The sequence below is a fragment of the Demequina sp. NBRC 110057 genome (genome assembly GCF_002090175.1).
In the GTDB taxonomy this organism is placed as follows: domain Bacteria; phylum Actinomycetota; class Actinomycetes; order Actinomycetales; family Demequinaceae; genus Demequina.
Genome location: NZ_BBRN01000005.1, coordinates 101,192 through 120,840, shown reverse-complemented (window position 1 = coordinate 120,840; position 19,649 = coordinate 101,192). Strand labels below are relative to the sequence as shown.

Annotated in this window: 16 protein-coding genes; 12 read left to right on the top strand and 4 right to left on the bottom strand. The window is 70.7% G+C overall.

Features of this window, described 5'->3' with window-relative positions:
* Positions 1-41: 41 nt before the first annotated feature.
* From B7K26_RS08995 to B7K26_RS08985, 3 genes are all read right to left on the bottom strand, one after another.
* Positions 42-1,361 (bottom strand): ATP-binding protein, encoded by a 1,320-nt coding sequence (locus B7K26_RS08995; protein WP_084078846.1) that lies wholly within the window; start codon positions 1,359-1,361, stop codon positions 42-44.
* Entirely contained in the window at positions 1,358-2,074 is a 717-nt protein-coding gene (locus B7K26_RS08990; RefSeq protein WP_084078845.1) for a LytTR family DNA-binding domain-containing protein, read from the bottom strand. The genes B7K26_RS08995 and B7K26_RS08990 overlap by 4 nt, the downstream gene beginning before the upstream one ends.
* Positions 2,075-2,211: 137 nt before the next feature.
* The gene (locus B7K26_RS08985; RefSeq protein ID WP_084078844.1) at positions 2,212-2,901 is read right to left on the bottom strand and encodes an SOS response-associated peptidase; all 690 of its coding nucleotides are present in this window, start codon (positions 2,899-2,901) and stop codon (positions 2,212-2,214) included.
* 87 nt (positions 2,902-2,988) lie between these two features.
* Here B7K26_RS08985 and B7K26_RS08980 point away from each other — a divergent pair, with 87 nt between their 5' ends.
* The 12 genes from B7K26_RS08980 to B7K26_RS08920 all read left to right on the top strand — a co-directional run bounded on the left by B7K26_RS08980 (position 2,989) and on the right by B7K26_RS08920 (position 18,932).
* Positions 2,989-4,215 carry a CpaF family protein gene (locus tag B7K26_RS08980; protein WP_084078843.1) on the top strand — a complete coding sequence of 409 codons (1,227 nt, stop codon included), beginning with the start codon at positions 2,989-2,991 and terminating at the stop codon, positions 4,213-4,215.
* 1 nt (position 4,216) lies between these two features.
* On the top strand, positions 4,217-5,074 hold the full coding sequence (locus B7K26_RS08975) for a type II secretion system F family protein (protein WP_084078842.1): 858 nt from the start codon (positions 4,217-4,219) through the stop codon (positions 5,072-5,074).
* A complete protein-coding gene (locus tag B7K26_RS08970) occupies positions 5,071-5,994 on the top strand; it encodes a type II secretion system F family protein (RefSeq protein WP_084078841.1) in 924 nt (307 codons plus the stop codon). The genes B7K26_RS08975 and B7K26_RS08970 overlap by 4 nt, the downstream gene beginning before the upstream one ends.
* A 44-nt stretch (positions 5,995-6,038) precedes the next feature.
* Positions 6,039-6,227 (top strand): hypothetical protein, encoded by a 189-nt coding sequence (locus B7K26_RS08965; protein WP_084078840.1) that lies wholly within the window; start codon positions 6,039-6,041, stop codon positions 6,225-6,227.
* Positions 6,208-6,597: a TadE/TadG family type IV pilus assembly protein gene (locus tag B7K26_RS08960; protein WP_084078839.1), complete on the top strand. Its 390-nt coding sequence runs from the start codon at positions 6,208-6,210 to the stop codon at positions 6,595-6,597. Before B7K26_RS08965 ends, B7K26_RS08960 begins: the two co-directional genes overlap by 20 nt.
* Positions 6,594-7,103 carry a pilus assembly protein gene (locus B7K26_RS12855; RefSeq protein WP_143340619.1) on the top strand — a complete coding sequence of 170 codons (510 nt, stop codon included), beginning with the start codon at positions 6,594-6,596 and terminating at the stop codon, positions 7,101-7,103. Before B7K26_RS08960 ends, B7K26_RS12855 begins: the two co-directional genes overlap by 4 nt.
* Positions 7,104-7,183: 80 nt before the next feature.
* Positions 7,184-7,591 carry a hypothetical protein gene (locus tag B7K26_RS08945; RefSeq protein ID WP_084078834.1) on the top strand — a complete coding sequence of 136 codons (408 nt, stop codon included), beginning with the start codon at positions 7,184-7,186 and terminating at the stop codon, positions 7,589-7,591.
* Positions 7,592-7,779: 188 nt separating this feature from the next.
* Complete coding sequence (pflB, locus tag B7K26_RS08940; RefSeq protein ID WP_084078832.1) at positions 7,780-10,062, top strand: formate C-acetyltransferase; 2,283 nt, start codon at positions 7,780-7,782, stop codon at positions 10,060-10,062.
* Positions 10,063-10,073: 11 nt separating this feature from the next.
* Positions 10,074-10,973: a pyruvate formate-lyase-activating protein gene (gene pflA / locus B7K26_RS08935; RefSeq protein ID WP_143340617.1), complete on the top strand. Its 900-nt coding sequence runs from the start codon at positions 10,074-10,076 to the stop codon at positions 10,971-10,973.
* A 107-nt stretch (positions 10,974-11,080) separates the two neighbouring features.
* Positions 11,081-12,262, top strand: coding sequence for a diguanylate cyclase (locus B7K26_RS08930; protein ID WP_084078830.1), 1,182 nt, complete (start codon positions 11,081-11,083; stop codon positions 12,260-12,262).
* A gap of 180 nt (positions 12,263-12,442) precedes the next feature.
* Positions 12,443-15,166 carry a bifunctional acetaldehyde-CoA/alcohol dehydrogenase gene (gene adhE, locus B7K26_RS08925; protein ID WP_084078828.1) on the top strand — a complete coding sequence of 908 codons (2,724 nt, stop codon included), beginning with the start codon at positions 12,443-12,445 and terminating at the stop codon, positions 15,164-15,166.
* A 217-nt stretch (positions 15,167-15,383) separates the two neighbouring features.
* A complete protein-coding gene (locus B7K26_RS08920) occupies positions 15,384-18,932 on the top strand; it encodes a 5-oxoprolinase/urea amidolyase family protein (RefSeq protein WP_084078826.1) in 3,549 nt (1,182 codons plus the stop codon).
* 30 nt (positions 18,933-18,962) lie between these two features.
* Here B7K26_RS08920 and B7K26_RS08915 read toward each other — a convergent pair whose 3' ends face one another.
* Entirely contained in the window at positions 18,963-19,607 is a 645-nt protein-coding gene (locus tag B7K26_RS08915) for a TetR/AcrR family transcriptional regulator (protein WP_084078824.1), read from the bottom strand.
* Between the last annotated feature and the right edge of the window lie 42 nt (positions 19,608-19,649).

The window sequence follows — 19,649 nt, the reverse complement described above, 5'->3', positions numbered from 1 at the left end:
CCCGGCGCACGGACTGTCGTGCTGCGTGCACGACCTGCCCGTCAGCGCCTGGCGGCGGGCTGGGGGAGCAGCACGCGCAGGACGAACCAGCCGTCCTCGACGCGCGCGGTCATGGAGCCGCCGTAGCGCTCGGCGGTGTCGCGCATGTTCTTCAGCCCGTAGCCGTGGTGGCGAGCGTCGCCCTTGGTGGTGGTGGGAAGCCCCTGGACGGTGCGCAGGGTGCCCGCGAAGTAGTTCTCGACGCGCACCATGGTGAGGGAGTCCTGGCGGTAGATCGCGACGCGGATGAGGCGCTTCTCGGTGTCGGGGATGCCGGCGACGGCCTCGATGGCGTTGTCGAGAGCGTTGCCGATGATGGTGACCAGATCCATGGCGTCGAGGAACCCGACGGCGGTGCCGTCCGCGACCACCGTCATCGTGATGCGGTAGCGGTCCGCCTGCTGGCTCTTGGCGGTGAGCATGGTGTCGAGGACGGCGCTGCCGGTGTCCATGCTGGAGCGCTCGTAGCCCTTGATGGACTCCTCGAGCTCGTCCATGTAGCGGGCGCGCTCCCCGGGGTCGGACTCGGCGCGAATCGCATGGATGTAGTGCTTGAGGTCGTGGTACTTGCGGTTGACCTCGTCGATGTCGTGCTTGGACTGGAGGTAGCGCTCGCGCTGGTTGGACAGCATCATCGACACCGTCTGGACCTCCTGGGCGCGGTGGAGCTCGAGGCGCTGGCCGCGCAGGGCGAACAGGATGACGAAGCCGCACAGGTCCACGAGGGTGCGGATGTAGAACACCTCGGCGTCAAGGCGGCCCGAGAACGGCGTCGCGGTGGTGACGAACGACAAGTTGGACATGAGGAACGTCACGACGGCGACGGCTACCACGGAGATGAGCGTGCGGGCGTCGACCGGCAGGGGGTGGTCGCGCGGGAAGTGGCGCCGCTCAGCCAGGTGGGCGCCGATGAACACCGGGATGTACACGCCGAGCATCATCACGATCTCGAGCGTGAGGCGTGCTTCGGGGCCGAAGAAGAAGACGTGGAGCTGCCACTCGAGCGAGGCGACCAGCTCGGCGAGCACGAAGGCGCGAGCGGTGAGGTCGCCGGCCTCGCGCGGCCGCGTGCGGGTGGTCAGCAGGATGAAGGCGTACATGGTGCCCGCCGACATCACCATGCCGAGGGTCCATAGGCCGATGGGCAGCTCGGCCACCAGCAGTTGGACGCCGATGAGGACGGGGAGGGCGGCGGCGCACGCTGCCACCATGACCCAGCGGGAGAACCGCGGGCGCATCAGCAGGATGTAGACCAGGCAGGCGGCCCACTCTGCGATGCCCGTGACGAAGCGGGGGATATCCGGGAGGGAGTCGACGATCATCGTCGGGCCCGGCGGTCCACGTGATCCGTGAGCGCGTCCAGGAAGCCCTTGCGGCGGGGGCGGCTCACGGCGAGCTCGTCGCCGCCGGTCATGACGCAACTGGTGGGTTCGACCGACGTGACGTGGCGCAGGTTCACCACGTAGCAGTTATTCGAGCGGTAGAAGCCCTTGCCGTCCAGCTCCTCCTCCACGGCCTTGAGGGTGCCGGAGAAGACGTACTCGCCCTCGAGGGTGTGGACGGTGATGCGGTGCTTGACCGACTCGACGTAGACGATGTCGGTGGTGGCCAGGCGCGCCACCCTGCCGCCCACGTTGAGCATGACGGTGTCGTCCTCGCCGCGGCGCAGCCTCGCCAGCGAGCGGGTGAGCTCCTGCGCGAAGGCGAAGTAGGGGACGGGCTTCACGAGGTAGGACAGGGCGTCCACCTGGTAGCCCTTGATGGCGTACTGCGCCATGTTGGTGACGAAGATGATGACCACCTCGGGGTCCACCTCGCGGATGCGACGGGCGGCCTCGAGCCCGTCCATGCGGGCCATCTCGACGTCAAGGAAGAGGATGTCGTACTGGGGGCGGTAGCCCTCGACAAGGTCGGCGCCGTCGGTGTACTCGCGGGTCTCAAACTCGACCCCGTGCTCCTCGGTGTAGCGAGCCAGATGGTTGAGGAGGTCGACGCGGTTGGATTCGACGTCCTCGGCGATGCCGACTCGGATCACGCTTCTCCCTCGATGCAGGTCTCGCGCACGCGCGCGTGAGAATCGATGCTACCAACCCTCCCCGTGGCGGTAGATACACGGCGGGGAGGCGGGCGCGCGGCGATCGTCGCGGTCTTTTTTCGGTGGTGACGCGGTGCTTAGAGCGCCGCGATGTTCTCCGGGGCGTTGTTGTGGGGGCTGCCCACCTCCTTGCGCACGGGGTGCCAGGCGAGGTCGGGGGCGGGGGCGGCGATCACGTCGAAGAGCGTTCCCTGGTCGGCGTCGCGGTCCAGCCAGGCGTCGAGCGCGTCGCGCGTCATCATGACGGGCTGGCGGTCGTGGATCTCCTGCATGGGCCCGCGCGCGGCGGTCGTCACGATGGTGGTGGTGACGAGCCACGGGGCGTCCTCGCCCAGCACCTTGTCCTTCCAAAACTCGTACAGCCCCGCGAAGGCGAGAGGCGCATCGTCCTCGGGGTGGAGGTAGAAGGGCTGCTTGCCGTCCGGCCCGGTCTGCCACTCGAAGTAGCCGCTCGCGGGGACGACGCAGCGGCGCTTGGCGAAGGCGGTGCGAAAGGAGGGCTTCTCGGCGATCGTCTCGGAGCGCGCGTTGATCATGCGGGGGCCGATGCTGGGGTCCTTCGCCCAGGACGGCACCAGACCCCAGGTGGCGGCCTCGAACCGCCGGCCCGTGTCGTCGGCCTTACCAGGCACGACGATGGCGACCTGCTGGGTGGGGGCGATGTTCCACGAGGGGTCGAACAGGCGCGGCTCGTCGGCCGCCGTCGCGATGGCGAAGTGGTCGATGAGTTCCTGTTCGCTGAGGAAGTTCGCGTAGCGCCCGCACATGGGCCCATCGTCGCACGCGGGTGCGCTGTCCACAGGGCGGGCCGTTCCGGTGGCAGGGTCATGCGTGCCGCACTACGTTCGTGAACCATGACGGCCGAGCCGGTCACTCGCATCGAGTCCGACGTGCGGCGCCGCATCAGGGAGTCCGGCATGGATCCCGCCCGCGACGTCGCGGCCGTTCGCGCGCTCGTGATGGACGAGCTCGCGGCGTGGGACAGGCGGGCGCTGTCCGGCCTCGAAGCGCCGGTGGCCGATGCCGTGGGCACCGCCAAGGCAGTCCTCGACAACGTCGCGGGGCTGGGCCCGCTGCAGCAGTACCTCGACGATCCCGAGGTGGAGGAGATCTGGCTGAACTCCCCGAGCCAGGTGTTCGTGGCGAGGCGCGGCACCGCTGAGCTCACCACCACGGTGCTCACGCACGACGACGTGACAGACCTCGTCGAGCGCATGCTCAAGTCGAGCGGACGGCGCCTGGACCTCAGTAGCCCCTTCGTCGACGCCACCCTGCCGGGCGGGGAGCGCCTGCATGTGGTGATCCCCGACGTGACGCATCGGCACTGGGCCGTCAACATCCGCAAGTTCATCGTGCGCGCGAGCAGCGTCGAGGACCTGGTGGGGCTCGGTTCGCTCACCCGGCCCGCGGCCGCGTTCCTCGCCGCGGCGGTCGATGCGGGCCTCAACGTGCTCGTGTCGGGCGCGACGCAGGCGGGAAAGACCACCTTTCTCAACGCCCTCGCCGGCTCGATCCCGCCGCGCGAGCGCGTGATCTCCTGCGAGGAGGTCTTCGAGCTCCGCCTGCCATGTCGGGATGCCGTGGCGCTGCAGTGCCGGCAGCCATCCTTGGAGGGCACCGGGGAGATCCCGCTGCGACGGCTCGTGAAGGAGGCGCTACGCATGCGCCCCAGCCGGATCATCGTCGGCGAGGTGCGTGAGGCCGAGGCGCTCGACATGCTGATCGCCCTCAACGCTGGAGTGCCAGGCATGGGCACGGTCCACGCGAACTCCGCGCGCGACGCCATCGTCAAGATGTGCACCCTGCCGCTCCTCGCGGGCGAGAACGTCTCCGACCGGTTCGTGGTCCCCACCGTCGCCTCCGCCATGGACCTCGTGGTGCACCTCGACATGGACCCGCGCGGCCAACGTCGGGTCCGCGAGATCGTCGCGGTCACGGGGCGCGTCGAGAACTCGGTGGTGGAGACGGCCGACCTCTATGTCCACGATGGCGTCCAGTTGGTGCGCGCGGGCGGATACCCGCCCCGGGACGATCGCTTCGCCCGTGCGGGGTACCGCCTCGAGGACCTCCTGGCGGCGTGACATGGGGACGCTGTGGGGACTCGTGGCCGGCCTCGGCGTCTTCATGGTGTGGTGGTCGTTCTGGGCGCCCGAGCCGAGGGAACGGTCCGGGCGCGGCTGGGACGCGCGCATGGCCGATCGCCTCGTCCAGGCCGGCGCCGGCGCCGTCACCCCTGCCGCGCTCATCGCCGCCTCCGTCGGGGTCGGGCTGGTGGTGGCCCTCCTGATCGCTGGGCTCTCGGGGTCGATAGTGGTGGGACTGGGCTTCGGCGTCATCGCGTCGCGGGGGCCGTTCGCGCTTGTCGGTGCCCGTGCGCGCCGCCGCGCCGCTGAGGCCCGCCGGCTCTGGCCCGACGTTGTCGACTCGCTCGCCTCGGGAGTGCGCGCGGGGCTCACGCTTCCCGAGGCCGTCTCTCAGGTCGGCACCCGCGGACCCGAGCCGCTGCGCGAGCCCTTTGTGCTCTTCGCGGAGGACTACCGCGCCTCGGGACGTTTCCAGGAGTGCCTCGACCTGCTCAAGGCCCGGCTCGCGGACCCCGTCGCCGACCGCATCGTCGAGACGCTGCGGCTCACGCGCGAGGTCGGCGGCACCGATCTCGGCACGACCCTGCGGACCCTCGGCGAGTTTCTGAGGGCCGATGCGCGGGTGCGCGGCGAGATCGAGGCCCGCCAGAGTTGGACGGTCAACGCCGCGAGGCTCGCGGTCGCCGCGCCATGGATCGTGCTGGCCATGCTCGCCTTCCGAGGCGGCAGTCTCGCGGCGTACAACTCGACGGCAGGCGTGACCGTCATGGTGCTTGGCGGCGCCGCCACCGTCCTCGCGTACCGGGTCATGGTGCGCGCCGGGCGGCTGACGACGGACGAACGGGTGCTGCGATGACGTGGGCGGCCCTGCTCTGGGGCGCGACGCTGGGGCTCGGGATGGTGCTCGTGCTGGCGTGGGTTCGCGCCAGGCGCCCGAGCCTCGCCGAGCGCATCGCGCCCTACGTGCGGGCCTCGACGGCCGAGGAGATCCGGCGTCGGTCGGTCACGGTGACGCCGCTGCCCACGCTCGAGCGCCTGCTTGCGCCCGTCCTCCGCGATGGGGTGCGCGTCCTGGAGCGCTATGGGTCGCCCGCGGAGCAGGTGCGTCGGCGGCTGCGCAGGGCGGGCAGTCCACTGAGCGTCGATCAGTTCCGGGCCCAACAGGTGATGTGGGGGCTGGCCGCCCTCGCGGTGGGGGTCGCGCTCTCGCTGGCCCTCGCCGCCTCGCGCGGCACCGGGGTGGTCCCTCTCGCGATCGTGGTCCTGGTGGCGGTGGCCGCCGCGGTGCTGGGGCGCGACGCGTGGCTGACCAGGGCCGTCACGCGGCGTCAGCGGCGCCTGCTCGCCGAGCTGCCGACGGTGGCCGAGATGCTCGCGCTCGCGGTCGGTGCCGGCGAGAGCGCGAGCGCCGCGCTCGAGCGTGTGGCACGGCTCACCCGCGGTGCGATGGCGCAGGAGCTCACGGTGGTGCTGGGCGACGTGCACGCGGGGGTGCGGCTTCCCGTCGCGCTCACCCGGATGGCCGATGCGGTCGAACTGCCGGCGCTCACTCGTTTCGCCGAGGGGGTGGCGACGGCCGTCGAGCGGGGGACACCTCTCGCGCAGGTGTTGAGGGCGCAGGCCGCGGACGTGAGGGCACGGGGCCACCAGGCGCTGATGGAGGAAGGCGGGCGGCGCGAGATCGCCATGCTCGTCCCCGTCGTCTTCATCGTGTTGCCGGTCACCGTGCTGTTCGCCGTGTTCCCCGGGTTGGTGGCGATCCAGCTGGGGTGGTGACACTCATGCCCCGGCCGGGGCGACACAAGGAAAAGGGGAGGCACATGAAGGAGAAGTTGACGAGGGCGCTCATGGAGCGCCTCGCGCTCGCGCGTGACGACCGGGGTGATGTGCCCGGTTGGGTGCTGATCACGCTGATGACGGCGGGGCTGGTGGCCGTCATCTGGGCGATTGCCGAGCCCACGTTCACGGGCCTGTTCAACGACGCGATCGATGGTGTCACGGGCGGCTAGCTGGCGCGACGACCGCGGCAGCGCGACAGCCGATTTCGTCATGATCGCCGCCCTCGTGGTGGTGATCGCGCTCGCCCTGCTGCAACTCGTGCTTGCCATGCACGTGCGCAACACGCTGCTGTCGAGCGCCCAAGAGGGCGCGCGGCACGCGGCCGCCGCGGATCGTGGCGTCGCCGAAGGAGCAGCGCGGGCGCTCGAGGTTGCCGCAGCGTCGATTCCCGGAACGCGGGCGTCCGCGGGTGCCGACGCGACAACCGTCGACGGCGCTCCCGCCGTGCGCGTCACCATGACCGCCCCGGTGCCGATGCTCGGGTGGTGGGGTCCCGTCGACGTCACCGTGAGTGCGCGGGCCCTCGAGGAGGAGCAATGACGCGGGGCGCCCACCGACTTCTGCCGCGGTCGCGGTCGTGCGGCCTCGGAGGGCGCGGGCTGCGTTCGGATGCCGGCGGGGCGCTCGTGGAGTTCCTGGGCGTGACGGTGGTGGTGCTGGTACCGCTGGTGTACCTCATCGTGGCGGTCGCCCAGGTGCAGTCGGCGAGCTACGGGGTCGAGGCGGCGGCGCGAGAGGCGGCCCGCGCGGCCGCCGTGTCGGGCGTCGAGGCGGTGGCGGCAGGGGAATCGTCGTCGCGGGCGCTTGCCATCGCGTCGTCACGTGCGACCGCCGCGGTGAGCCTGACGGCGGAGGACTTCGGGCTCGAGGACGCCGACCTCAGCCTTGAGTGCTCCACGGCCTGCTTCGATCCTGGGTCGGACGTGGTGGCCGACGTCAGCGCTACCGTCCGCCTGCCGGGGGTGCCGACGGCGTTGCTGGCGATCGCGCCGCTGTCCGTGACGGTCACCGCTCGAGGTGCCTCGCCGGTGGACGGGGTGTCGTGAGGCTCACGATGGCGGGTGAGGCCCCGCGCCGGGCTGCGCCGGCCAGGTTCCCCCGCGCCGTGGCCGGGGATGACGGGTCTGTGTCGGTGCTCACCCTCGGGTGGATCGTGGTGGTCGCCGTCGCGCTTCTCGTCGTCGCCGCCGCCACCCAGGTCCACCTCGATCGGTTGAGGCTCCTCGCGCTCGCGGACGAGCTCGCCTTGGACGCCGCCGATTCGATCGACGGCGACCTGTACTACTCGGCCTCGTCGCCATCGGTGCGACTCGATGCGGCACGCGTGAGGGACCAGGCGCTCGCCGGGTTGAGCGCCGACGCCGCGCGGCCCTGGGTCGAGGACGTGACCCTGATCGAGGCCGATGCCCCCGACGGCGAGTCGGCGCGGGTGGTCCTGGGCCGCGTGGTGCCCTTGCCGTGGAACCTCGACGCGCTCGCGCCGTGGTCGGACGGCGTGGCCATCACGGCCAGCGCGACGGCGCGCGTGAGCTGACGGCGACCACGATCTCCCCAGGGGAGCGCCCGAGGCGCGAAAAGTGGGCGACATCTACCCATCGTGGTGGGGCCCGCAGCGAAGGGCCGAAAGTCCCGAGGTAGCCCCCGTTCCCGGGCGTACTTTCGAAGGGAAGGTTCGAGCCGCGCGGAACCACCGCCTCCGGCTCACCGTCCAAGGGAGACATCATGACCGCCACTGAGCCCACCACCGCCGCCGTGGATGCCGCTGACCAGATCGCCTACTCCACCGAGTGGCGTTCGTTCGAGCGTGGCCCCTGGTCCGAGGGCATCGACGTGCGAGGCTTCCTGCAGGCGAACTACACGCCTTACGAGGGCGACAGCGCCTTCCTCGCCGGCCCCACCGAGCGCACCACCCGTGCGTGGGAGGCCATCACCGCGATGTTCCCGGCCGAGCGTGAGAAGGGTGTCTACGACGTCGACGCCCACACGCCGTCCACCATCACCTCCCATGCCCCCGGTTACATCCGCGAGGGCGAGGACGTGATCGTCGGCCTCCAGACCGACGCGCCCCTGAAGCGCGCCATCATGCCCAACGGCGGATGGCGCATGGTGGTGAAGAGCCTCGAGACCTACGGCTACCCCGTTGACCCCGAGCTCGAGACGATCTTCTCGACCTACCGCAAGACCCACAACGACGGCGTGTTCGACGTCTACCCGCCCAACGTGCGCGCGGCCCGCTCGAGCCACATCGTCACCGGACTTCCCGACGCCTACGGCCGCGGCCGCATCATCGGCGACTACCGCCGCGTGGCCCTGTACGGCGTCGACGCCCTCATCGCCGGCAAGAAGCGCGAGCGCGCCCTGCTGGACATGGAGCGCTCCACCGAGGAGATCATTCGCGACCGCGAGGAGAACTCGGAGCAGATCAAGGCGCTGAACGAGCTGAAGGCCATGGCCAAGAGCTACGGCTACGACATCTCCGGCCCCGCGAAGGACTTCCGCGAGGCCGTCCAGTGGCTGTACTTCGGCTACCTGGCCGCCGTGAAGGAGCAGAACGGCGCCGCGATGTCGCTGGGCCGCACCTCGACCTTCCTCGACGTCTACGCCCAGCGCGACCTCGCCGAGGGCACGGTCACCGAGAGCGACGTCCAGGAGATCGTCGACGACTTCGTCATCAAGCTGCGCATCGTCCGCTTCCTGCGCACCCCCGAGTACGACAACCTGTTCTCGGGCGACCCAACCTGGGTCACCGAGTCCATCGGCGGCATGGGCGACGACGGCCGCACCCTCGTCACCAAGACCTCCTTCCGCTTCCTCCAGACCCTGTACAACCTCGGCCCGGCCCCCGAGCCGAACCTCACCGTGTTCTGGAACGCCGCGCTGCCGCAGGGCTTCAAGGACTTCTGCGCACAGGTGTCGATCGACACCTCGTCCATCCAGTACGAGTCCGACGAGCTGATCCGCACCCAGTGCGGTGACGACGCCGCGATCGCCTGCTGCGTGTCCGCCATGGAGGTGGGCAAGCAGATGCAGTTCTTCGGCGCCCGCGTGAACCTCGCCAAGGCGCTGCTGTACGCGATCAACGGCGGCCGCGACGAGGTCTCGGGCAAGCAGGTCTCGCCCGCCACCGCGCCCATGACCGACGAGGTCCTCGACTTCGACCAGGTGGTCGCCGCCTTCGACAAGACGATGGACTGGCTGGCCGAGACGTACGTGGACGCGCTCAACTGCATTCACTACATGCACGACAAGTACGCGTACGAGCGCATCGAGATGGCGCTGCACGACAAGGAGATCCTGCGCACCATGGCCTGCGGCATCGCCGGCCTCTCGGTCGCTGCCGACTCGCTGTCCGCCATCAAGTTCGCCCAGGTGCGCCCCGTGCGTGACGAGACCGGCCTCATCACCGACTACGAGGTCACCGGCGAGTTCCCGACCTACGGCAACGACGACGACCGCGTGGACGCCATCGCCGTCGAGCTGGTGCACCGCTTCATGGACAAGGTCCGCCAGCAGCAGACCTACCGCAACGCGAAGCACACGCAGTCGGTGCTGACCATCACCTCGAACGTCGTCTACGGCAAGGCCACCGGCAACACCCCCGACGGCCGCCGCGCCGGCGAACCGTTCGCCCCGGGCGCCAACCCGATGAACGGCCGCGACACGCACGGCATCGTCGCCTCGGCCCTGTCCGTCGCCAAGCTTCCCTACGACGACGCTCAGGATGGCATCTCGCTCACCACCACCGTGGTGCCCGCGGGACTCGGACGCGACAAGACCGAGCAGATCAAGAACCTGGTCGGCGTGCTGGACGCCTACGCCATCGAGCACGGCTTCCACATGAACGTCAACGTGCTGAACAGGGACACCCTCGAGGACGCCATGGAGCACCCCGAGAACTACCCGCAGCTGACCATCCGCGTCTCGGGTTACGCCGTGAACTTCGTGCGACTGACCCGCGAGCAGCAGCTCGACGTCCTGTCGCGCACCTTCCACGGCTCCCTGTAAGGAGACCAGTCATGACCGCCACCGTCCCCGCCCGGGTGGCCACTGCATCGGCCACGGACGCCACGCCCGAGCCGATCACGATCGCCGGCCCGTCGCTCCCCATCGTGGGAGCGGCGGGGCCGACGCCGGCCTCCATGGCCACCGCCGACGAGGAGATGCGCGCCGGTACCCGCCACACCAAGGGTGAGGAGGGCACCGTCCACTCGTGGGAGCTCGTCACCGCCGTCGACGGCCCCGGCACCCGCCTCACCTACTTCCTCGCCGGCTGCGCCCTCAGGTGCCTGTACTGCCACAACCCCGACACGTGGATGATGCGCAACGGCACCAGGGCCACGGCCGATGAGGTGCTCGCCAAGGTGCGCCGCTACGCCCCGGTCCTCAAGGCATCGGACGGCGGCCTCACCATCTCCGGCGGCGAGCCGCTCCTGCAGCCCGACTTCGTGGCACGCATCTTCCGCGGCGCCAAGGAGATGGGCATCCACACCGCGCTGGACACCTCCGGCTTCCTGGGCGCCCGCGCTAGCAACGAGCTGCTGGCGGACACCGACCTTGTGCTGCTCGACGTGAAGTCGGGCGACCCGGCGACCTACAAGAAGGTCACCGGCCGCGCCCTGCAGCCCACCCTCGACTTCGGCCGCCGCCTGTCGGCGCAGGGAGTGGGGATCTGGGTGCGTTACGTGCTGGTGCCCGGCCTCACCGACGACGAGCACAACGTCGACATGGTGGCCGACTTCCTCGCGGAGCTCGACACAGTGCAGCGCGTCGAGGTGCTGCCCTTCCACCAGATGGGCCGCGAGAAGTGGCACGCGCTGAACGAGCCCTACGCCCTCGAGGACACCAAGACCCCCGAGCCGGAGCTTGTCGCCCGCGTGCGCGCCCAGTTCGAGCGCCGCGGCCTCATCACGTTCTGAGCGCGCTCGGTAGCGACGCCCGCGCCACCCGCGCGGCACGCCCTGGTGAGTCTCTCACCAGGGCTTTCGCTCTTCCCAGGGCGGTGCGCTCACCGTAGGCTCATCGCATGCTCGACCTGGAGACGTTGCGTGTGGCACAGGCCGCGGTGGGTCTCCTGACGTTCGCGCTCGTCTTCTTCGGCACCTACCTGGCCACCCGCGCCCCCTATGCGCGGTGGTGGAGCCTGGTGGTGGTGCTGTCCTCGACCAGCTCCGTCCTGTACCTGCTCGACAGCGGCGTCGGGATCGCGGTCGCGGACGCGGCGGGCAACGCGCTGTCGGTGCTGAGCGCCGGGTTCGCGTGGGCCGCCGCCCGCTCCCTGCGCGGCCTTGCCACGGACGCGTGGCGCCTCGCCGCAGTGCCTGTGCTCATCGCGGTGGCCACGCTCGTGGGTCCGCGCGACGGCGGGGCGGTGTCGGGAACCGCGGCGCTCATGCTGGGCATGGCGCTGCAGTTCGGGCTCGCCGCGTGGCAGCTGTGGCTGCTGCTGGGGGAGCAGCCGCGTGCCGTCCAGGGGGACAGGCGCGGTGGTGTGCGCGTCGCCGTCGCCTCGGTCGCGCTGACCGCGACGGTGCTCGCGGCCTTCTACGCCACGCGCGCGCTCACCTACGTCACGCTGGGTCCCGCGTCGGACGCGTACACGGTGTGGGCCGGTCCCGCCACCACGACCATCGTCGTGATGCTCGCCATGGTGGTCGTCACGTACTCGGTGACGGAGATCAGCCGCTTCGAGGTGGCCGAGCGGTGGCGGCGACGCGCCGAGCGCGACGACCTCACCCGCCTGCTCACCCGCGACCCGTTCCTGCGCCGCGCGGGGGCGGTGCTCGCGTCCCGCGGCGAGCGTCCCGCGACCGTCATGCTCGCCGACTTCGATCGCTTCAAGGAGCTGAACGACACCCACGGCCACGCCGCGGGCGACGCGGCGCTGGTCGCCTTCGCCGACGCGTGCCGCGCCGTGCTGGGGGCCGATCCTCTCGCCTGCCGGTGGGGAGGCGAGGAATTCGCGGCCGTCATCGAGGACGCCGACGCGGAGGCGGCGCTGGCTGCCTCGGGCGAGTTCGCGCGGCTCATGGCGGTGCACACGGCCGATGCTCCGGCCGGCTCCACGGTGAGCTTCGGCCTCGCCGTCGTGGAGGCGGGGGAGGGCCTCGTCGACGCGCTCGCGCGCGCCGACGAGGCGCTGTACGCGGCCAAGTCCGCCGGCCGCGACCGTGCCGTGGTGCACGGCGACACCCTCGCCTCGTCGTAGCGCGAGGGGCCACCGGCGCACGGTGGTGGCCACAGCATCGGCCATTCTCAGAAGCGAAACCCCTGGTAGGACATTGGTCCTACGGGACGTAGGCCTCATGTGACGGGGATCACGCGGGCGTAGTTTCTTGAGTATCAGGGGAGCCGCCAGGAGCCCCTCGTCAAGGGAGAAGAGAACACCATGACCGCCACGCAGGAATCCCCGGTCCAGGAAAGCCAGTCGCCCATCGCGGCCGAGATCGACCGTCTGGTCGCCAACGGCCAGCGCGCCCTCCAGGCCTACTCCGCGTTCACGCAGGAGGACGTCGACATGCTGGTGAAGAAGGCGTCGGTCGCGGCGCTCAGCCAGCACGGCGACCTCGCCATGCAGGCGGTCAACGAGACCGGCCGCGGCGTCTTCGAGGACAAGGCCGTGAAGAACATCTTCGCGTGCGAGCACGTCACCCACTCCATGGGCCCCATGAAGACCGTGGGCGTCATCCACGAGGACGAGCTGCTCGGCATCACCGAGATCGCCGAGCCCGTGGGCGTCATCGCGGGCATCACCCCGGTGACCAACCCCACCTCGACGGCGATCTTCAAGTCGCTCATCTCGCTCAAGACCCGCAACCCCATCATCTTCGCGTTCCACCCGAGCGCCCAGCAGTCCTCCGTGGCGGCCGCCAAGGCCGTGCGTGACGCGGCGATCGCCGCGGGCGCCCCCGAGCACTGCATCCAGTGGGTCGAGCACCCGTCGATTGACGCCACCAACCAGCTGATGAACCACGACGGCGTCGCGCTCATCCTGGCCACCGGCGGCAACGCGATGGTCAAGGCCGCGTACTCGTGCGGCAAGCCCGCGCTCGGCGTCGGCGCCGGCAACGTTCCCGCCTACATCCACGCCTCCGCCAACCTCAAGCGTTCCGTCAACGACATCGTCATCTCGAAGGCGTTCGACAACGGCATGGTGTGCGCCTCGGAGCAGGCCGTCATCCTCGACTCGTCGCTGTACGACGAGGCGCTGAGCGAGTTCGACCGCCTCCACGCCTACCGGGTCACCCCCGAGGAGAAGGCGCTGCTCGAGGAGTTCATCTTCGGCGTCACCGCCTCCGGCGAGAACTGCGCCGGCGCCAAGCTCAACCCGAACGTGGTGGGCAAGCACCCCACCTGGATCGCCGAGCAGGCCGGCTTCACCGTTCCCGCCGACACCTCGATCATCCTCGCCGAGGTCTCGACCGTGGGCGAGTCCGAGCCGCTGACCCGCGAGAAGCTGTGCCCCGTCCTCGCCGTGCTGCGCGCCGAGACCACCGAGCAGGGGCTCGACTACGCCGAGCGCATGGTCGAGTTCCACGGCCTCGGTCACTCCGCCGCGATCCACGCGACCGACCAGGCCGTCATCCAGGAGTTCGGACAGCGCGTCAAGGCCGTCCGCATCATCTGCAACTCGCCCTCCTCGCAGGGTGGAATCGGCGACATCTACAACGCCTTCCTCCCCTCGCTCACGCTCGGCTGCGGCTCCTACGGCCACAACTCGGTGTCCAACAACGTGTCCGCGATCAACCTGATCAACGTCAAGCGCATCGGCCGGAGGAACAACAACATGCAGTGGTTCAAGGTGCCGGCGAAGACCTACTTCGAGCCCAACTCGATCCGCTACCTCAAGTCGATGCCCGACGTGGAGCGCGTGACGATCATCACCGACGCCACCATGACCCGCATCGGCATCGTCGACAAGATCCTCGACGTGCTGAACCGCCGCAACAACAAGGTCTCCGTCCAGATCATCGACAACGTCGAGCCCGAGCCGTCCATCAAGACGGTCACCGCCGGGGCCGAGGTGCTGCGGGCCTTCAAGCCCGACACCCTGATCGCCGTGGGTGGCGGCTCGCCCATGGACGCCGCGAAGGTCATGTGGCTCATGTACGAGCACCCTGACGTGGTCTTCAGCGACCTGAAGGAGAAGTTCTTCGACGTCCGCAAGCGTGCCTTCGCGTTCCCGCAGCTCGGCGAGCTCGCCCAGCTGGTGTGCATCCCGACCACGTCGGGCACCGGCGCCGAGGTCACGCCGTTCGCTGTCATCACCGACACCGAGACGGGCCGCAAGTACCCGCTCGCCGACTACGCGCTGACCCCGTCGGTCGCGATCGTCGACCCGGTCCTGACCCGTGCGCTGCCCTCCCGCGTGGCCGCCGACTCCGGCATGGACGCCCTGACCCACGCCACCGAGGCATTCGTCTCGGTCTACGCGAACGACTTCACCGACGGCCTCGCGCTGCAGGCGATCCGCCTGGTGTTCGAGAACATCGCGACGTCCGTCGAGGGTGGCCCCGAGGCGGAGAAGGCGCGCGAGAAGATGCACAACGCCGCGACCATCGCCGGCATGGCCTTCGGCAACGCGTTCCTTGGCCTGGTGCACGCCATGAGCCACGTGACGGGTTCCACCTTCCACGTCGCCCACGGCCGCACCAACGCCGTCTACCTGCCGCACGTGATCCGTTACAACGGCAAGGTGCCCACCAAGCCCACCTCGTGGCCCAAGCAGGAGTCCTACGTGGCTCCCGAGCGGTTCCAGGAGATCGCCAAGGTCCTGGGCCTCGCCCACTCGACGCCCGATGAGGCCGTCGAGGCCTACGCCACGGCCGTCGAGGAGCTGCGCGCCGCCGTGGGTATCGAGGGTTCGTTCCAGGAGATCGGCATCGACGAGACCGAGTTCATGGCCTCGCTCGACACGCTCGCCATGAACGCCTACGAGGACCAGTGCGCACCCGCCAACCCGCGCCTGCCGATGCTTGCCGACATGAAGGTCATGATGCAGGCCGCCTACTACGGCATCCGCTACGAGGACGTCGCCGCCCGCGAGGAGGAGGCCGCCGAGGCCGAGTCCAAGGCGAAGGCCCCGCGTAAGGCGCGCAAGGCCGCCAAGTAACACCGAGCCACACACGGCGAGCCCCGGTCCCCTGGAGGGATCGGGGCCTCGTCGTGTCGCGTGCCGGGCCTCGCCGTGTCGGCGGCTTCTCCCGTCGCGTGCGGACGGCCGATGCGGTGGCCCGGCCGCGCGCGCATCGTTTCCTCCCCGAAACACGCCAGTAACTATCGCCCGATAGAGTCGTCGCCATTCGGCAGCACGACGAAGGGCGGCAGTCATGGCCATCGGCAAGGTCCTCATCGCGAACAGGGCGGAGATTGCGGTGCGCGTCTCGCGCTCCGTGACGGCACTCGGGGGCACGTCCCTCGCCATCTACGCTGACGACGACGGCGCGAGTGCCCACGTCCACGCGGCCGACGAGGCGGTGAGGCTCGAGCGCCGCGGCGACACCGACCCCTACATGGACATCGCGCAGATCGTCGAGGTCGCGCTCGCCCACGGCGTGTGGGCCATCCACCCCGGCTACGGCTTCCTGTCCGAGAACGCCGCCTTCGCCCGCGCTGTCGAGGCCGCCGGCATCGTCTTCCTGGGGCCGGGCCCCGACCACATCGACGCCTTCGGTGACAAGCAGGCGGCCCGCGCCCACGCGGTGGCGGCTGGCGTCCCGCTGGCCGCTGCGACAGAGGACCTCGCCGACGCGGAGCACGCACGCGCCGAGATCGAGCGCATCGGCCTTCCCGTGATCATCAAGGCGGCCGGCGGTGGCGGCGGCAAGGGCATGGCGGTGCTGCGCGACCTCGCCGAGGTCGAGGCCGCCTTCGCGACGGTGCGGCGCGTGGCAGACGTCGCGGGCGGCGGCGTCTTCGCCGAGCGCTTCATCGACGACGCGCGCCACGTCGAGGTCCAGGTCTTCGGCGACGGCGCCGGCGGCGTCGTGACGCTGGGGGACCGCGACTGTACCCTCCAGCGCCGCAACCAGAAGGTGGCGGAGGAGGCCCCTGCCTTCGACCTCGATCCCGCGGTGCGCGCCGAGCTGCACTCGACGGCTCGCGCCCTCGCGGCGTCGGTGGGCTACCGCAGCGCCGGCACCGTCGAGTTCGTGGTCGACGCCCGCACCGGCGAGGCGTCGTTCCTCGAGATCAACACCCGCCTCCAGGTGGAGCACCCTGTCACCGAGGCCATCACCGGCGTCGACCTCGTCGAGTGGATGCTGACCCTCGGCACGGGCGACGCGAGCTTCCTCGACCCCTACCGCGCCACCGGCGAGGTCCCCGTGAGCGGCTACGCCGTCGAGTCCCGCGTCTACGCCGAGGACCCGGGCTCCGACTTCCGCCCCAGTCCCGGCACCATCACGCGCGCGGTGTTCCCCGCCGACGCCCGCATCGACACGTGGGTGGCGGCCGGCACCGAGGTGAGCACCCGCTACGACCCGATGATCGCCAAGGTCATCACCGCCGGCGCCACCCGCGCCGAGGCGTGGGAGCGTCAGGCGGCGGCCCTGGCGGCCACGCGCATCGACGGCATCCAGACCAACCTCGCGCTGCTCTCCGCGATCGCGACCGCCCCCGTCGTCGCCGCGGGTAGGCACACCACCGCGACGCTCGGAAGCGGCGACATCGCCGCCATCGACGACGTCCGCGTCGAGGCCCCCGGCTTCCTCACCACTGTCCAGGAGGCGGGCGGCCGCACCGGCCTGTGGCACATCGGCGTGCCGCCGTCGGGCCCCATGGACGACCGCAGCTTCCGCCTGGGCAACGAGGCCCTCGGGAACGACCCGCAGGCCGCCGGGCTCGAGTGCACCGTGTCTGGCCCCCGCCTGCGCCTCGGCGTCGAGCGCCGCGCCATCGTCACCGGCGCGCCCGTCTCCGTGAGCGTGGACGGCGTCCCCGTGCCGATGTGGGAGCCCTTTGTCATTCCGGCCGGCTCCACCGTCGAGGTGGGGCAGGTCGAGGCGGGCCTGCGCGCCTACCTGCTCATCGAGGGCGGCATCGACGTCCCCGAGCACCTCGGCTCCAAGGCGACGTTCACGCTCGGCCGCTTCGGCGGCCACGCGGGGCGCGCCCTCGTCCTCGGCGACGTCCTCACGCTCGGCGAGGCCGTGACGACGGCCGATGCGGTGGCGACGGTGCCGCTCGAGGCTCGCCCGAGCATCGGCCGCACCTGGGAGATCGGGGTGCTCGACGGGCCGCACTCCGCCCCCGACTTCTTTACTCAGGAGGATGTCGACGCCGTGCTGTCGACCCCCTACGAGGTGCACTTCAACTCCGACCGCACCGGCGTGCGCCTCGTGGGCCCCAAGCCCCAGTGGGCGCGCCAGGACGGCGGCGAGGCCGGCCTGCACCCCTCGAACATCCACGACACCCCGTATTCGGTGGGCGGCATGGATTTCACTGGGGACACCCCCGTGCTGCTGGGCCCCGACGGCCCGAGCCTCGGCGGCTTCGTCACCCCGGTGACGATCGCCAAGGCCGAGCGGTGGAAGCTTGGCCAGCTTGCGCCGGGGGACACCGTGCGCATGGTGCGCCTCGAGCCCGCGCACCCCGAGCCGGCCGGCGCGCCGCGTGGCGTCCTGGCCGACCGCGACGGCCTGGTGCTGCGCCGTCAGGGAGACGACTCGGTGCTGATCGAGCTGGGCGAGCTGGAGCTCGACCTCATGCTGCGCGCCCGCATCCACGTCCTCCACCGTGCCCTGCGGGAGAACCCGCCCGCCGGGCTGCGCGACCTGACGCCCGGCATTCGCTCGCTCCAGGTCACCTTCGAGGACCCCGCGTTCGTGACCCGCGAGGCGCTCGACGGCCTCCTCGCGCTCGCGGCCGACGTCGCCGACGCGGAGGACCTCGTGGTGCCCAGCCGCCACGTCCGCCTCCCGATGTCGTGGGACGACCCCGCGACGCGCGAGGCCATCGCCCGCTACGAAGCCGGCGTGCGCGACGACGCCCCGTGGAACCCGTGGAACATCGAGTTCATTAGGCGCGTCAACGGCCTGGACAGCGTGGACGACGTCTACCGGACGCTGTTCGACGCCCAGTACCTGGTGCTCGGCCTGGGTGACGTGTACCTTGGCGCGCCCGTGGCGACGCCGCTCGACCCGCGCCACCGCCTGGTGACCACCAAGTACAACCCCGCCCGCACCTGGACCGCCGAGAACTCGGTGGGCATCGGCGGCGCGTACCTGTGCATCTACGGCATGGAGGGCCCCGGCGGCTACCAGTTCGTGGGCCGCACCACCCAGGTATGGGACCGCTGGGCATCGTTTGCCGGCGACGACCGCGCAGTCGACGGCACGCGCCCGTGGCTGCTCGACTTCTTCGACCGCATCTCCTGGTACCCCGTCGAGGCCGACGAGCTGCTGCGACTGCGCGCCGACTTCACGGCGGGCCTGTGGCGGCCCGAGATCGTCGAGGGGACGCTGTCCATGCGGGAGCACGCTGCGTTCCTCGCGGACAACGCGGAGGAGATCGCCGCGTTCCGCTCCACCCAGCGCGCGGCGTTCGCCGAGGAGCGCGAGCGGTGGGAGGCGTCGGGCGAGTTCAACCGCGCCATCGAGCCCGCCGCGGCGACCGCGGCCGCCGAGATCCCCGAGGGCTGCGTCGCCGTCGAGGCGCCCTTCGCCGCCAACGTGTGGAAGGTGCTGGTCGCCGAGGGTGACGAGGTGGCCGAGGGCGACGTGGTCGCCGTCGTCGAGGCGATGAAGATGGAGACGGCGCTTGTCGCCACCCACGCGGGAATGATCGAGGCGGTGCTCACGCCCGCGGGCTCGACCGTCGCCCCCGGCGACGCCGTGGTCGCCGTGCGGACAGCCGAGGTCGCGGCGGCCATCGCCTAGTCCCGGGCCCCGGCGCGGCGGACCGCTGGACTACAGCGTCGCGCCCAGGATCCTTAAGGTCGCCGTCTCGATGCCGTCCGCGACGCGGGCGGCATCGAGGTTGCGGTCGTCGGCGCGGCGCAGGATGACGCCCTCGACAAGGGAGAACAGCAGGGCGGCTGTCGCGGCGGGATCGTCCACGTCGGCGCGGCCCGCGGCGATGGTGCGCCGCAGCAGCGCGCCGTAGGTCGACACCAGCTCCTGACGCAGCGCCTGGAACGTGCCGAACATCGGCTCGTTGGTCTCGGGCAGCAGGTACAGCGCGCCGATGTTGGACGGGCCCGATGCGAGCAGGTGGACGTCGAAGCGGATCAGCTCGAGCAGGCGCGCCAGGGGGTCCCTGTCCTCGTCGGCGAGCAGTTCCCGTGCCTTCGCGATCGACGGCTTCGCGGTGTCGATCAGCAGCTCGTTGAGCATCGCCGCCTTGTTGGGAAAGTGGTAGTACAGCGACGGCTGCTTGATGTTGACGGCCGCGGAGATCTGCCGCGTCGTGGTCGCGGCGTAGCCCTGTTCGACGAACAGCACCGCGGCGGCCTCGAGGATGCGGTCGCGTCCCACGGGTTCCTTCCCGTGGGGGCGCGAGCGGCGCGCGGGCGTGGCGGAGGCGGGGGCCGAGGAGGCGTCGTCGTTCGTCATGGCCGCTCCAGGCTATCCGGCCCCGCCGGGATTCTTTCAGAG

Coding starts and splice junctions, on each gene's coding strand:
- B7K26_RS08995 (WP_084078846.1), bottom strand. CDS start 1,361: ATGATCGTCGACTCCCTCCCGGATATCCCCCGCTTCGTCACGGGCATC.
- B7K26_RS08985 (WP_084078844.1), bottom strand. CDS start 2,901: ATGTGCGGGCGCTACGCGAACTTCCTCAGCGAACAGGAACTCATCGAC.
- B7K26_RS08980 (WP_084078843.1), top strand. CDS start 2,989: ATGACGGCCGAGCCGGTCACTCGCATCGAGTCCGACGTGCGGCGCCGC.
- B7K26_RS08975 (WP_084078842.1), top strand. CDS start 4,217: ATGGGGACGCTGTGGGGACTCGTGGCCGGCCTCGGCGTCTTCATGGTG.
- B7K26_RS08970 (WP_084078841.1), top strand. CDS start 5,071: ATGACGTGGGCGGCCCTGCTCTGGGGCGCGACGCTGGGGCTCGGGATG.
- B7K26_RS08965 (WP_084078840.1), top strand. CDS start 6,039: ATGAAGGAGAAGTTGACGAGGGCGCTCATGGAGCGCCTCGCGCTCGCG.
- B7K26_RS08960 (WP_084078839.1), top strand. CDS start 6,208: ATGGTGTCACGGGCGGCTAGCTGGCGCGACGACCGCGGCAGCGCGACA.
- B7K26_RS12855 (WP_143340619.1), top strand. CDS start 6,594: ATGACGCGGGGCGCCCACCGACTTCTGCCGCGGTCGCGGTCGTGCGGC.
- pflB (WP_084078832.1), top strand. CDS start 7,780: ATGACCGCCACTGAGCCCACCACCGCCGCCGTGGATGCCGCTGACCAG.
- pflA (WP_143340617.1), top strand. CDS start 10,074: ATGACCGCCACCGTCCCCGCCCGGGTGGCCACTGCATCGGCCACGGAC.
- B7K26_RS08930 (WP_084078830.1), top strand. CDS start 11,081: ATGCTCGACCTGGAGACGTTGCGTGTGGCACAGGCCGCGGTGGGTCTC.
- adhE (WP_084078828.1), top strand. CDS start 12,443: ATGACCGCCACGCAGGAATCCCCGGTCCAGGAAAGCCAGTCGCCCATC.
- B7K26_RS08920 (WP_084078826.1), top strand. CDS start 15,384: ATGGCCATCGGCAAGGTCCTCATCGCGAACAGGGCGGAGATTGCGGTG.
- B7K26_RS08915 (WP_084078824.1), bottom strand. CDS start 19,607: ATGACGAACGACGACGCCTCCTCGGCCCCCGCCTCCGCCACGCCCGCG.